Raw genomic sequence first — 12690 nt, 5'->3', positions numbered from 1 at the left:
CGCATAGATGAGGAATGCCCTAAATGGCGAATGACAACCAAAATCAAGTCTTAGACAATCAAACTGATGTTGTAGAAGAGAAAGCTGCAAAGCGCGTACGCAAATCTAAGCCTAAAACGACTGACGGTGGTTCTACTGCTAGCTTATTTGGTATTGAACCTTATCAACCTAAAAAAAATGAAGAATACATGTCTGAAGGTCAGCTTCAGCATTTCCGCCAAATCTTGCTGGCTTGGAAAGCTGAGTTGATGTCAGAAGTGGATCGTACCCTGAATACGATGCAAGACGAAAATACTGCTCTTCCAGATGTGAATGACCGTGCGACTCAGGAAGAAGAGTTTGCGATTGAGTTACGTACCCGTGACCGTGAACGTAAACTGATTCGTAAAATCGAACAGTCGATCGAAGCAATCCAGAATGATGACTATGGTTTCTGTGAAACTTGTGGTATCGAGATTGGCTTGCGTCGTTTAGAAGCACGTCCAACGGCTACTTTATGTATTGACTGCAAAACCCTTGCAGAGATCAAAGAGAAGCAAAATAACGGTTAAGTATGTCTGTAAATAATCCTCCCCTAACCCCTCCTTTAAAAAAGGAGGGGGACAACAGGATGGCTTATGTGGGCCGGTTCGCGCCATCGCCAACCGGCCCTTTGCATTTTGGCTCCCTCATTACCGCAGTTGCAAGTTACTGCGATGCCAAAGCCAATCAAGGCACATGGCTGGTTCGGGTTGAAGACACCGATATTCCCCGCATTTATCCCGGCAGCGAAGAGCATATCCTGCGTGCCATGGATGCCTTTCAGCTTGAACCTGATGCCGAAATCATTTTCCAGAAAGACCGTTTAGATATTTACGAAGACGTCATCCAGCAATTACGTCAGCAAGGTCTGGTTTATGCCTGCCAATGCACCCGTAAAATGCTCGGTTCCAACCATATCTATCAGGATACCTGCCGCGACTTGAGTCTGGCTTTTGAGCATCAAGCCATTCGCCTAAAAGTTGAAGATGTTGAAATCTGTTTTGAAGACCGGCTACAAGGTCGGCACTGTTCAGAACTAAAAAAAGATCTGGGTGATTTTGTCTTAAAACGTCGTGATGGCATTATCAATTACCAACTGGCTGTAGTGGTCGATGATTATCTGCAAGGTATGACCCACGTGGTACGTGGAGCTGATCTTTTAGATAATACCGAACGGCAAATCTATCTGGGGCAGTTACTCGGTTATCCGCGTCTAAGCTATATGCATCTGCCGCTGGCAATGAATGATCAGGGGCAAAAACTTTCAAAACAGAATCTGGCCCAAGCACTGGATTTAACTCAGGCACCCCAATTATTAAAACAGGCACTTCAGGCTTTGCATCAGGCTGAAGTTGATTTGGACACTCCCGAACGGATGCTGCAACAGGCGGTAGTACAATGGGACATTGAGCGGATTCCACATACAACTGAGCTACAAGGTCACTATTTATAAAAACAGCTTTTCACTTAAGCTAGACTTCTAGAATGAAAAATTGATAGGAAGAAGAGTATGTTTTTTATTTTTGGCGTCGGCCCTAAAACCAAAACCATTGAGAAAAGCCAGTTTCTGTGTCCGGTCTGCCGTACTCGTTCGGGCTATGAGCTAAAACAGCAGCGTAATTATTTTTCTTTATTTTTTATACCCTTGATTCCACTTTCCAAGCCTAAATCTGCTTTTGTGACCTGTTCCAATTGTGGAACCGCAATGCCGAGCACGGTACTGGACCATGCTCAGCCAGAGCCAGGACGAAACTCCAATCTAGAAGCTTGATTCTTCGCGGCTTGGATTGACCTGACGCGTGGTCGAATCAATTTTCAGAATCAGACTGATCATGACCGCACAGATAATCAGGGATGAACCGCCATAACTAATAAATGGCAAGGTCAAACCCTTGGTCGGCAACATGCCCATATTCATACCGGCATTCACCAGAATCTGTAACAGGAAAATGATACTGATGCCATAAGCCAGATAGCCGGCACGCAAATATTGATGCTGCAAGGCGCGGTGTCCAATGCGGATACAGCAAACCAGCATGGTGAAGGACAAGATCAGGATGGTTGAAATGCCTAAAAAGCCAAATTCTTCACCCAAAATTGCCAGCATGAAATCGGTATGCGCCTCAGGCAAATAAGACATTTTCTGGATACTATGCCCCAAGCCTACCCCTGCCCATTCCCCACGGCCAAAGGCCATAAGGGCATTAGAGAGCTGATAACCGGTGCCTAAGGGATCTTCCCAAGGATTCGAAAAAGACAGCAGACGTTGCAGACGATACGGTTCCAACAGAATCGCGGCAGCAAATGCGCCGACCAAGGTCATAAAAGCCACACCGAACTGAATCCACGGCGCACCCGCCAGAAAGAACACGCCAAGCATGGTTAAGGTAATTACCACGGTTGCACCCAAGTCAGGCTCGAGAATAATCAAACCGACGGTAGCACCCATGATGGCACTTAAACGGACCAGACCCTTGATATTATTCCGTACTTCTTCCGCACGGCGCACCACGTAGTCTGCAGTAAAAATTGCCATCATCACTTTGGCGACTTCCGAAGCCTGTAAGGTAAAGCCTGCGATCCGAATCCAGCGTTTGGAACCATTGACTTCCGTCCCGACAAATAGCACGGCCACCAAAAGTACGATGGTAATAATCCACAAAAAGAAAGTGTTATTAAACCAGACTTTTAAGGGGATTTTATAAGCCAGAAAAGCTGCTACGGCAGCGACAAAAATCGAAATCCCATGTCGGCTAATATAGTGAAACGGATTTTCATGCATACGTTCTGCATAGGGCATCGAGGCCGATGCCACCATGATCGAACCAATGCAGAGCAAAGCCAACACACAGAAAATCAATACATTCCGTGGATTCACTTCAGCAGGTATTCTAGGTATCCACTGCGTATAAAATTGATTTAATTTATTGATCGTAGTTTGAGCAAACCCAGCCATATCACGAATCCTTGTTATTCTTAATTGAGTTCATTCACATACGCAACAAACTTACGACCACGCTCAGGATAACCCGAGAACATATCAAAACTTGCGCATGCAGGAGACAATAGCACGACATCATGTGCCTGGGTGTGCTTTTGGCAGATTTCTACCGCCTGCTGCAGGCTGTCCGCATGGATCAGTTCAGTCGTGCCCGCAATCGCTGCTTCAATGACGGGACGATCTTCACCGATTAATACCGCTACTTTGGCATATTTGCTTAATGATTCACGTAAGGCCTTAAAATCCTGACCCTTACCTTGTCCACCAAGAATAATCGCGACCTTACCGCCCTGGGCTTCAATCGCCATCCCTAGACCATCCAGTGCTGCCAAGGTTGCGCCGATATTGGTACCTTTGGAGTCGTTATAATAGCGTACGCCCTGTACTTCCTTGACGAATTCACAGCGATGTTCCAGACCTTTAAACGTTTTTAAAGTATTCAGCATGCTTTCTAGTGGCAGACCAATTGCTTCTCCCAGCGCCAGACAGGCCAAGGCATTGGCAACATTATGCGTGCCCTGCATATACATCTCGGTACTTTTCAGCAGACGCTCACGACCACGCGCCAGCCAAATACTGCCATCGGTATCCTTGAGAATACCGTACTGGTTCATATCCGGTGCATTCAGTCCGAAACTTTGCATCGGTGTTACGTCTGGTACCAACGGACGGGTCAAAGAGTCATCACGGTTATAGACGACTTTTTTCACACCCTGGAAAATCCGGTGTTTCGCCGTGTGATAACCCATCATATCGCCATGACGATCCAGATGATCTTCACTCATGTTCAACACCACCGCGACTTCAGCCGCCAGATTTGAGGTGGTTTCCAGCTGAAAACTGGACAGCTCAAGTATATACAGCTCAGGATCGTCTTTAGTCAGGTCTAGCGCAGGACGGCCTAAGTTACCACCGACAGCGACTTTTTTACCTGCATCTGCTGCCATTAAACCAATCAAGGTAGTCACGGTACTTTTGGCATTAGAACCGGTAATCGCCACAATAGGCTTATCCGTAGCACGGCGTAAAATCTGGATTTCACTGACCACCGGAATACCCTTGTTAATCGCTGCCTGAATTTCAGGAAGTTTAGGATCAAGCCCCGGGCTGATCACGATTTCTTCTGCAGACAGCAACAGCTCGGCATCAAACTGACCAAAACTGGTCTGAACCTCAGCGGGTATCTGGTCATGTCCGGGCGGGTTAGCTCTAGAATCTGTTACTGCAACGCGGTAGCCCTGACTATGCAAGAAATTGACTGCTGCAACACCTGATATTCCGAGTCCTGCAACGACTTTTAACCCACCACGTTGTATTAACATTTTCGCCCCATATTTTGGTCTATTTTGAAACTGACGAAATGGTAGCACTTTGCTGTTTTGAATGCCTTTTCTGATTGGCTTTTCTGCACATTTTTTTGTGTCCATGCGTAAAAAAACCGTCATGATCATGACGGTTTTTAAAATTCAGCCAGAAAAGGAAATTATTTCCATTTCACCGCTTGTTGGGCTGGCTTTTCTTCTACACTTTTTTCTGAAACCGGACAGGCACAGTTGCCACCACAGCCTGCAGCCATACCCGGTTGCAGCCATTTGGCCAGACGCTTCCAGCCCTTGGCTGCACAGGCATCAGACAGCTTCTGGAAGACTGAGTTAGAGGTGTTCGGAAACACCTTTTTGAATACGACCAGCATGCTCCAAAGCACCAGTGCTGCCACAATTAGAATTTCAATCATCTCAATCTCCCATACATATACAATGCAGCAAACTCAATTGGCCAAGGCCAATCTAAGATTTAGCCCAAATAATATGAAGCAATTTGATAAGTCAGGAATGACATGAAATATGCCAGACCAAACAGGTAAACCGTCATGATACTGACAGTTTTCCAGGAACCTGTTTCACGTTTAACCGTTGCCAGAGTCGCCAGACAATGTGGTGCATAAATAAACCACACCAGCAAAGACAAACCTGTCGCAACTGACCAGCCCAGATCACCTCCACCGCTAATTAGCGCAGCTAGACCTTCAGACATCGCATCTTCATCAACAGCCGACATCGCATAGACTGTACCCAGTGCTGCAACGACCACTTCACGCGCTGCCATCGCCGGAATCAGGGCAATACAGATCTGCCAGTTAAAACCGAGCGGTGCAAAGATCGGCTGCATCAGATGACCGAGCATCCCTGCCAATGAATAATCAATGGCCGGCAAGGTTGCCCCTTCTGGTGGCTGTGGGAAAGTACACAAGAACCACAGTACAATCGATAAGGCGAAGATGATGCCACCGACACGTTTCAAGAAGATTTTGCCGCGATCCAGCAAGCCGATCCAGACGTTTTTTAGGTCTGGAAAACGGTAGCTTGGCAGTTCCATCAGCAGCATGTGCTGTGATTTATCTTTATGGAAGAATTTCAACACAAAAGACACTACCAAAGCACTTACGATGCCTGCCATATACAGACCGAAAAGTACCAGACCTTGCAGATTCAGGAAGCCCCAGACAGTTTGTGCGGGTACAAATGCCGCAATTAGCAAGGCATAAACTGGCAAACGCGCCGAACAGGTCATTAAGGGGGCAACGAAAATCGTGGTTAAACGATCTCGTGGATCACTAATGGTACGCGAAGCCATAATTCCGGGAATGGCACAGGCAAAGCTGGACAATAACGGAATAAAGGCACGTCCTGACAAGCCTGCTTTAAACATCAGCTTATCTAATAGAAAAGCAGCACGCGGTAAATAACCCGATTCTTCCAGTACCAGAATAAAGAAGAACAGAATCAGAATTTGTGGCAGGAACACCACCACGCCACCGGCACCGGCAATAATCCCGTCCACCACCAGGCTATTCAGTAAGGGATGCGAAATATATTCGCCGAGGAACTCACCCAGCCAGCCGAAGAAGGTTTCAATCCCATCCATAAATGGCGCAGCCCAGGCAAATACCGCCTGGAAAATCACGAACATCATCACGGCCAGACTAATTAAGCCCAATACCGGATGCAGAAAAATCTTGTCAAGAAAATCGGTACGTTTATCTTCCTGATCGACGAAATTGACGACGTCATTCAGAATATTTTCCACACGCTGGTGACTATAACCTTTCAGGCCACTGAGTTCGGTCTGTGGTACAGAATACTTGCCTTGATCTAGCGCATTTTTCAGGTTTTCAATGCCTGAACTGCGCACAGCCACCGTTTCTACCACAGGTACGCCCAGTCGCTCAGACAGCTTCTGGGTATTGATCTGCATGCCACGACGGCGTGCTTCATCCATCATGTTCAGCACGACCAGCACTGGACGACCCAGCGCAATCATTTCCAGCACCAGACCCAAATGCAATTTCAGATTGGTGGCATCTACCACACACAAAAATGCATCCTGCTCCTGCTCTTCCGCAATTTTACCTTGTACGACGTTGCGGGTAATTTCTTCATCCGGACTGGTGGCATCCAGACTATAAGTCCCCGGCAAATCCAGTACCCGTACCGCTTTGCCTGAAGCAAGCTGAAACGTACCGACTTTACGTTCAACCGTCACACCCGCATAGTTACCGACTTTTTGGCGAGTTCCGGTTAAATGGTTGAATAATGAAGTTTTACCGCAGTTAGGGTTACCGACAAGGGCAATACGTAATGTATCACTCATGCCGACACCGCCTGTTCAATTTCAATTTTGGCTGCTTCTGATTTACGCAAAGCAAAACGTGTGAATCCAACTTGAATCAAAATGGGATCTCCACCAAAAATACCTTTAGTAATGACCTGTACCTTTGTACCCGGTACAAAGCCTAAAGTTTCCAAACGACTCGCGACGACATCGTGTAGAGCACTTTCACCATCAGTTGTTCGACTCACTTTTCGAATGATGGCAATTTGTTTTGCTTTTAAATCAGACAAACGCACCGTGAAATTCCTAAACTATTTTGTACAGTATACAAACAAATGAGAATAATTAACAAATAAGATTAATTACATTTCGATTTAGCCTTATACCACATCGACACTGTCATAAAATTACACTACAGTGGAGAATACCAATCCCGATTATCGCTTTTTCAGATCAGATCCTTTCACCCTATGCTGAATAAAAAACCCCGTATTCCTGCCCCTGTCCAGATTCCTGATGCGTTCAGTTATTTACAGGGTTTTCGTGATTATCTGATTGCACAAACGGTCAGCCCGCATACCCGCAATGCCTATTTGTCCGATCTGGTGCAATGTGCAGAATGCGTGAGCAAGCCTCTGCCGGAATGGAATCATGATGATATTTCCGATGTACTGATTGCGCTGACCAAACAGCAAAAAAGCCCACGTTCGATTGCCCGCTGCCTGTCTGCCTTGCGTTCATTTTATAAATTTTTACGCGAGCAAAAACTGCGTAGTGACAATCCGGTGGCTGCACATAAAACCCCAAAACTGGGTCGGGCCTTACCTAAAGATTTGTCTGAAGCTGATGTTGAGGCCTTGATTCATGCTCCCGATATCAACACGGCCTTAGGGCTGCGCGATCGCGCCATGTTTGAAGTGCTGTATGCCTGCGGACTCCGGGTGACCGAACTGATTAACTTGCGGCTGGAACTGATCAACTTAAAACAGGGCTATTTACGTATTGTGGGTAAAGGTAATAAAGAACGCCTGGTTCCGATGGGAAAAATGGCCTGTGAATGGGTGGGAAAATATCTGAATGAAGCCCGTCCGCAACTGTATAGGACTTCGACCGATTATCTGTTTCTGACCCAGCATGGCGGTATCATGAGCCGGCAGAATTTCTGGTATGCCATTAAGCGTTATGCGCTGCAGGCCGGAATCCAGTCCGAACTGTCACCGCATACCTTGCGCCATGCCTTTGCGACGCATTTACTCAATCATGGCGCAGACTTACGCGTGGTACAGATGCTGCTCGGGCATAGTGATCTGTCTACCACCCAGATTTATACCCATGTAGCACAAGTACGGATGCAACAGCTACACGCGACCCATCATCCACGAGCTTAAAACATATCCGGATGGAATAAACTGAGAAGTTTGACGTGTGGGTATTTTTTTTTGTTATGCTAATGCTCTGTTTTTAATCCAAGAAGAAAAGGGTTTTTTATGACATTTGCCCGCTCAAAAATTTTTATGGCTTGCACACTTGCTGCTGGTTTGGGTCTGACTGCGTGTTCCAATTCCACTAACAACGATAAAAAGCAAGAGTTGACTGCAAGCGCACCGGCGACGGGCGAAGCCTCTACCCTAACCGAACGTAATGCAGAACAGCGTCTGGCGTCTACGTTGGAAAAGCATTTCAAAACTGCTGGCATCAGTGCCAAAATTACCGACATTAAAGCCACTGAAGTTCCAAACCTGTACTGGGTGAGTCTGGAAGGCATGTCTGCGGTCTATGTCACCAGTGACGGTAAATACCTGATTCAGGGCGATGTGATCCGTCTCGGCGACAAACAGCTACACAATGTCAGCGAAAACCTGCAGGCAGGCATCAACAATAAACTCTTTGCTGAACTCAAGCCAGCCGACTTGCTGGTCTATCCAGCCAAAGGCAAAGCCAAGCATGTGGTCTATGTGTTTACCGATGTCAGCTGTCCGTATTGCCATAAATTCCATGAGCAAATGGATGAGATGAATGCCAAAGGCATTGAAGTGCGTTATATCGCCTGGCCGCGTGGTGAACAGCATATGCCGGCCATGGAAGCGATCTGGTGCAGTGCTGACCGCCGTAGTGCCTTTGACCAGGCGATTTCAGGCGCACAGATTAGTGCAGAGAAGTGTGAAAATCCTGTTCAAGATCAATATCAAATGGGTCTGAATATGGGTGTGAATGGTACCCCTGCCATTTATAATTCAGCAGGTACTTATCTGGGCGGTTACCTGTCTACATCGGAATTATTGAATCGGCTTAAATAACTCATTTTAATAAGTTATTTAACTTTATTTTATAGATAAAGATATTCTGAAATGACCCTAGAGTCAGGCGGGTTTTTTAGCTATGATCTAGGCTCTCGTAAAAAACTGTTTAATTTGGAGTGTGACGTGAAACCAGTTCGTCTGGCAATCCTCGGTCTTGGTACTGTAGGTGGTGGTGCCTTGAAACTATTAAAAGAAAATGCTGCTGAGATCAAACGTCGCACCGGTCGTGAAATTGAAATTACCCATGTAGGCACCCGTCGTCCACGTCCTGATCTGGATCTGCCAGAATCGGTCAAACAGAGTGCCGACTTGATGGACATCGTACGTCAACCTGATGTAGACGTCGTGGTAGAAGTGATGGGCGGGATTCATCCTGCTTTTGAAATTATTATGGAAGCCATGAAACATGGCAAACATATTGTAACGGCCAACAAAGCACTCTTGGCTGAACACGGCAACGAACTGTTTAAAGCGGCTGAAGACAATGCCGTACAGATTGCCTATGAAGCCGCAGTGGCTGGTGGCATTCCGATTATTAAAGTGATTCGTGAAGGTCTGGCAGCCAACAAGATTGAATGGCTGGCCGGTATTATTAACGGCACGGGTAACTTCATTCTTAGTGAAATGCGTGAAAAAGGCCGCGCTTTTGAAGATGTGCTAAAAGAAGCTCAAGAACTCGGTTATGCCGAAGCCGATCCGACCTTTGATGTGGAAGGAATTGATGCAGCTCACAAGCTAACGATTCTGGCCTCATGTGCCTTTGGTATTCCACTACAGTTTGACAAAGTCTTTACTGAAGGCATTGGCAAAGTCACTGCACAAGATGTGAAATATGCAGAAGACCTCGGTTTCCGGATTAAACACTTGGGTATTGCACGCCGTACCGATGCCGGGATTGAACTCCGTGTACACCCGACCCTGATTCCAGATGACCAGCTGATTGCCAATGTGAATGGTGTGAAAAATGCGGTTCTGGTACAAGCCAATGCGGTCGGCCCAACACTGTACTATGGTGCGGGTGCGGGTGCGGGACCAACGGCTTCTGCGGTTGTTGCCGATGTGGTTGATATTGTCCGTGACATCATTTACACAGAAGACGGCGCAGGCACCATTCCACAACTGGCTTTTGAAGCGCTCAGTGATTTACCGATCTTGAGTCGCGAACAAATGACCACCGGCTATTACATCCGTATTAATGCCGAAGATCAGATGGGCGTGCTTGCCGATGTGACCACGATTCTCAGTCGTGCCGGCATCAGTATTGATGCGATCATGCAGCAACCGCGTTTATCCAAAGACCTTATTCCTATCGTGATTCTGACTGATCCAGTCAAGGAATCAAAAATGGATGCAGCGCTTTCACAAATTCAAGCATTACCCGTCATTCATGGCGAAATTGTACGAATTCGTTTAGAATCGCTTGATAATTAATCGGGTTGAGGGGAGGCTTCCCCTTGCCAAGCTCTACACACAATTGGAACATCATCATGTCGAATGCCAATCGTTATACTGGTTTAGTTGACCGCTATCGCGACCGTTTACCAGTGTCTGCAACTACTCGTGCGATCTCTTTGGGTGAAGGTAATACTCCACTGATCAAGCTTGAGAATATTCCACGCATTATTGGTAAAGATGTTGAAATTTATGTGAAGTACGAGGGCTTAAACCCGACTGGTTCATTTAAAGACCGCGGTATGACTATGGCGGTGACCAAAGCCGTTGAAGAAGGCTCTAAAGCCATCATCTGCGCATCTACTGGTAACACCTCTGCAGCAGCGGCTGCATACGCTGCGCGTGCCGGCATTAAAGCATTCGTGCTCATCCCTGAAGGCAAAATTGCCATGGGTAAAATGGCACAAGCGATGATGTATGGTGCGATCACCATGCAAATTCGCGGTAACTTCGATGACGGTATGCGTCTAGTTAAGGAAGTTGCCGATCAGGCTCCGGTGACGATTGTAAATTCAATCAACCCGTACCGCCTGCAAGGTCAAAAAACCATTGCTTATGAAATTGTTGAAGCTTTAGGTCGTGCACCGGATTATCACTGCCTGCCTGTAGGTAACGCGGGTAACATCACTGCACACTGGATGGGTTATACCGAAGCGGTGGCTAACCAGTCGAAAGAAGAATTTGAGCAAGTCGTTTACGATGCTGAAACTGATGCTTTCACTGGTCCTAAACCGGCTGGCTTGCCAATCATGGCAGGTTACCAAGCCTCTGGTGCTGCACCGTTCCTTCGTGGCGGTCCAGTAGAAAATCCGGAAACTATTGCAACTGCGATTCGTATCGGCAATCCGCAAAGCTTCAATCATGCTAAAGCGGTTGTTCGTGATTCAAACGGCTGGTTTGATGAACTGACTGATGCGGAGATTCTTGAAGCTCAACGTCTGCTTTCTATGTATGAAGGTGTATTCGTAGAGCCTGCGTCTGCTGCGTCTGTCGGCGGCGCGATCCGTGACATTAAAGCGGGTAAAATTGCTGAAGGTTCAGTGATCGTATGTACCGTAACGGGTAACGGTCTGAAAGATCCAGACACTGCTATCAAGCAATGTGCTGATGCTGTGATGCTGTCGATTGATGCGACCATGACTCAAGTTAAAGACTCTATTCTGTCGAATATGTAATTTCGGCCAGAATTAAAAAAACCCTGCAAGTGCAGGGTTTTTTTTATGAACCAATCAATTAGATTCGTTTAGGTTGCTGGCTAACCCAACTCATTAAACGGGTCGCATCATTGGTACGCGCCTGTGAGCTGTTTGCACCTAAAAGTACCACTGCCACAGGACGGTTATTCAGAGTGGTGTGCATCACCACACAGCGCCCTGCTTCATTAATAAAACCGGTTTTAGAAATATTGATATTCCATCCGCCATTACGTACCAAGGCATTGGTATTATTCGATTTCAATACACGATAACCCAAGTTAAAGTCATAGCTTGGCGTGGTCGAGAACTGACGAATCAGGCCGTATTGAGAGGCCGTATTTACCAAGATTCCCAAGTCACGAGCTGATGCCACGTTGCCCGGATGCAAACCTGTCGACTCCATGAAGTGGGTAGAATTCATACCCAGCTCTTTGGCTTTGGCATTCATTTTGGCAATAAATGCTGATCGACCACCCGGATAGGTTCGTGCCAAAGCGGCAGCAGCCGGGTTCTCGGACTTCATCAGAGCAAATAATAAAGCTTCAGCACGGTTCATGCTGTCTCCTGCTCTTAGCGTCGAGCTTGAGCTTTTACAACCTGAACAGGAAAAATCAGCCTGTTGCAGGGTGATTTTTTCCGACATATTCAGACGTGCATCAGAAATCACCACCGCTGTCATCAGCTTAGTAATCGATGCAATCGGATAGGCAGTATTGGTATTTTTGCTAAACAGCACTTCACCGGTTTGTGCATCCATGACCAGTGCAGCCCGTGCATTGACAGAAGGTTGATTACTAAAATGATTCGTATCAATAATCTGTGGCGCAGTATAAGCAGGTTTGGCTGCTGTTGGCGCTGCTGTGCCGGCCTGACGCAAAGTGGTAGTCACTGTGGCTGAACCGGGTGGCGAAGGCTCATTGGCAGAGGCATTAAAATCATCGCTCATTAACTGGTTAACTTCTTCAGAAGACCAACTAATGCTGGAACCGCCCTCTGCCGTGCCAGAATTCATAATGATTTCAGCAAAACTTGTCGTGCTCATGCTGATTAACACGGACAGGCCGAGTAGATGCCTTAAAGACTTGTTTATTTTCTTCACTATTCCTTC

Annotated in this window: 13 protein-coding genes; 7 read left to right on the top strand and 6 right to left on the bottom strand. The window is 46.7% G+C overall.

Features of this window, described 5'->3' with window-relative positions; genetic code table 11:
- Positions 1–23: 23 nt before the first annotated feature.
- From dksA to ACP7AK_RS07290, 3 genes are read left to right on the top strand one after another with little or no spacing between them, the layout of a single operon-like run.
- Positions 24–551, top strand: a complete 528-nt coding sequence (dksA, locus tag ACP7AK_RS07300) for an RNA polymerase-binding protein DksA (RefSeq protein ID WP_004281072.1) — start codon at positions 24–26, stop codon at positions 549–551.
- A 2-nt stretch (positions 552–553) separates the two neighbouring features.
- A complete protein-coding gene (gene gluQRS / locus ACP7AK_RS07295; RefSeq protein WP_425879332.1) occupies positions 554–1474 on the top strand; it encodes a tRNA glutamyl-Q(34) synthetase GluQRS in 921 nt (306 codons plus the stop codon).
- A 57-nt stretch (positions 1475–1531) separates the two neighbouring features.
- The gene (locus ACP7AK_RS07290) at positions 1532–1792 is read left to right on the top strand and encodes a zinc ribbon domain-containing protein (protein ID WP_004281070.1); all 261 of its coding nucleotides are present in this window, start codon (positions 1532–1534) and stop codon (positions 1790–1792) included.
- Here the strand turns inward: ACP7AK_RS07290 and ftsW are convergent.
- The 5 genes from ftsW to ACP7AK_RS07265 form a co-directional block, all read right to left on the bottom strand.
- Positions 1781–2977, bottom strand: a complete 1197-nt coding sequence (ftsW, locus tag ACP7AK_RS07285; RefSeq protein ID WP_004281069.1) for a putative lipid II flippase FtsW — start codon at positions 2975–2977, stop codon at positions 1781–1783. The genes ACP7AK_RS07290 and ftsW overlap by 12 nt on opposite strands.
- 20 nt (positions 2978–2997) lie before the next feature.
- On the bottom strand, positions 2998–4344 hold the full coding sequence (gene murD / locus ACP7AK_RS07280; protein WP_247143100.1) for a UDP-N-acetylmuramoyl-L-alanine--D-glutamate ligase: 1347 nt from the start codon (positions 4342–4344) through the stop codon (positions 2998–3000).
- A gap of 161 nt (positions 4345–4505) precedes the next feature.
- On the bottom strand, positions 4506–4757 hold the full coding sequence (locus ACP7AK_RS07275; RefSeq protein WP_425879329.1) for a DUF6587 family protein: 252 nt from the start codon (positions 4755–4757) through the stop codon (positions 4506–4508).
- Positions 4758–4816: 59 nt separating this feature from the next.
- On the bottom strand, positions 4817–6673 hold the full coding sequence (gene feoB, locus ACP7AK_RS07270) for a ferrous iron transporter B (protein WP_425879327.1): 1857 nt from the start codon (positions 6671–6673) through the stop codon (positions 4817–4819).
- The gene (locus tag ACP7AK_RS07265; RefSeq protein ID WP_004281065.1) at positions 6670–6930 is read right to left on the bottom strand and encodes a FeoA family protein; all 261 of its coding nucleotides are present in this window, start codon (positions 6928–6930) and stop codon (positions 6670–6672) included. Before ACP7AK_RS07265 ends, feoB begins: the two co-directional genes overlap by 4 nt.
- Positions 6931–7104: 174 nt before the next feature.
- Here ACP7AK_RS07265 and xerD point away from each other — a divergent pair, with 174 nt between their 5' ends.
- The 4 genes from xerD to thrC all read left to right on the top strand — a co-directional run bounded on the left by xerD (position 7105) and on the right by thrC (position 11561).
- Entirely contained in the window at positions 7105–8022 is a 918-nt protein-coding gene (gene xerD / locus ACP7AK_RS07260; protein WP_425879325.1) for a site-specific tyrosine recombinase XerD, read from the top strand.
- Positions 8023–8121: 99 nt separating this feature from the next.
- Entirely contained in the window at positions 8122–8931 is an 810-nt protein-coding gene (locus ACP7AK_RS07255) for a DsbC family protein (protein WP_005101478.1), read from the top strand.
- Positions 8932–9057: 126 nt separating this feature from the next.
- Complete coding sequence (locus ACP7AK_RS07250) at positions 9058–10365, top strand: homoserine dehydrogenase (RefSeq protein WP_034438395.1); 1308 nt, start codon at positions 9058–9060, stop codon at positions 10363–10365.
- A 56-nt stretch (positions 10366–10421) separates the two neighbouring features.
- On the top strand, positions 10422–11561 hold the full coding sequence (thrC, locus tag ACP7AK_RS07245; RefSeq protein ID WP_425879322.1) for a threonine synthase: 1140 nt from the start codon (positions 10422–10424) through the stop codon (positions 11559–11561).
- Between the two features lie 58 nt (positions 11562–11619).
- Here thrC and ACP7AK_RS07240 read toward each other — a convergent pair whose 3' ends face one another.
- On the bottom strand, positions 11620–12681 hold the full coding sequence (locus ACP7AK_RS07240; RefSeq protein ID WP_180037293.1) for a serine hydrolase: 1062 nt from the start codon (positions 12679–12681) through the stop codon (positions 11620–11622).
- Positions 12682–12690: the final 9 nt, after the last annotated feature.

It is taken from the genome of Acinetobacter sp. TWP2-2-3, from assembly GCF_049896445.1.
Taxonomy (GTDB): Bacteria; Pseudomonadota; Gammaproteobacteria; order Pseudomonadales; family Moraxellaceae; genus Acinetobacter.
This window is presented reverse-complemented; position numbering and strand designations above follow the sequence as displayed.

What these genes read in the sequence shown, in the direction of transcription:
- ACP7AK_RS07290 (WP_004281070.1), top strand. Translation starts at nt 1,532, where the DNA reads ATGTTTTTTATTTTTGGCGTCGGCCCTAAAACCAAAACCATTGAGAAA.
- murD (WP_247143100.1), bottom strand. Translation starts at nt 4,344, where the DNA reads ATGTTAATACAACGTGGTGGGTTAAAAGTCGTTGCAGGACTCGGAATA.
- dksA (WP_004281072.1), top strand. Translation starts at nt 24, where the DNA reads ATGGCGAATGACAACCAAAATCAAGTCTTAGACAATCAAACTGATGTT.
- gluQRS (WP_425879332.1), top strand. Translation starts at nt 554, where the DNA reads ATGTCTGTAAATAATCCTCCCCTAACCCCTCCTTTAAAAAAGGAGGGG.
- thrC (WP_425879322.1), top strand. Translation starts at nt 10,422, where the DNA reads ATGTCGAATGCCAATCGTTATACTGGTTTAGTTGACCGCTATCGCGAC.
- ACP7AK_RS07255 (WP_005101478.1), top strand. Translation starts at nt 8,122, where the DNA reads ATGACATTTGCCCGCTCAAAAATTTTTATGGCTTGCACACTTGCTGCT.
- feoB (WP_425879327.1), bottom strand. Translation starts at nt 6,673, where the DNA reads ATGAGTGATACATTACGTATTGCCCTTGTCGGTAACCCTAACTGCGGT.
- ftsW (WP_004281069.1), bottom strand. Translation starts at nt 2,977, where the DNA reads ATGGCTGGGTTTGCTCAAACTACGATCAATAAATTAAATCAATTTTAT.
- xerD (WP_425879325.1), top strand. Translation starts at nt 7,105, where the DNA reads ATGCTGAATAAAAAACCCCGTATTCCTGCCCCTGTCCAGATTCCTGAT.
- ACP7AK_RS07275 (WP_425879329.1), bottom strand. Translation starts at nt 4,757, where the DNA reads ATGATTGAAATTCTAATTGTGGCAGCACTGGTGCTTTGGAGCATGCTG.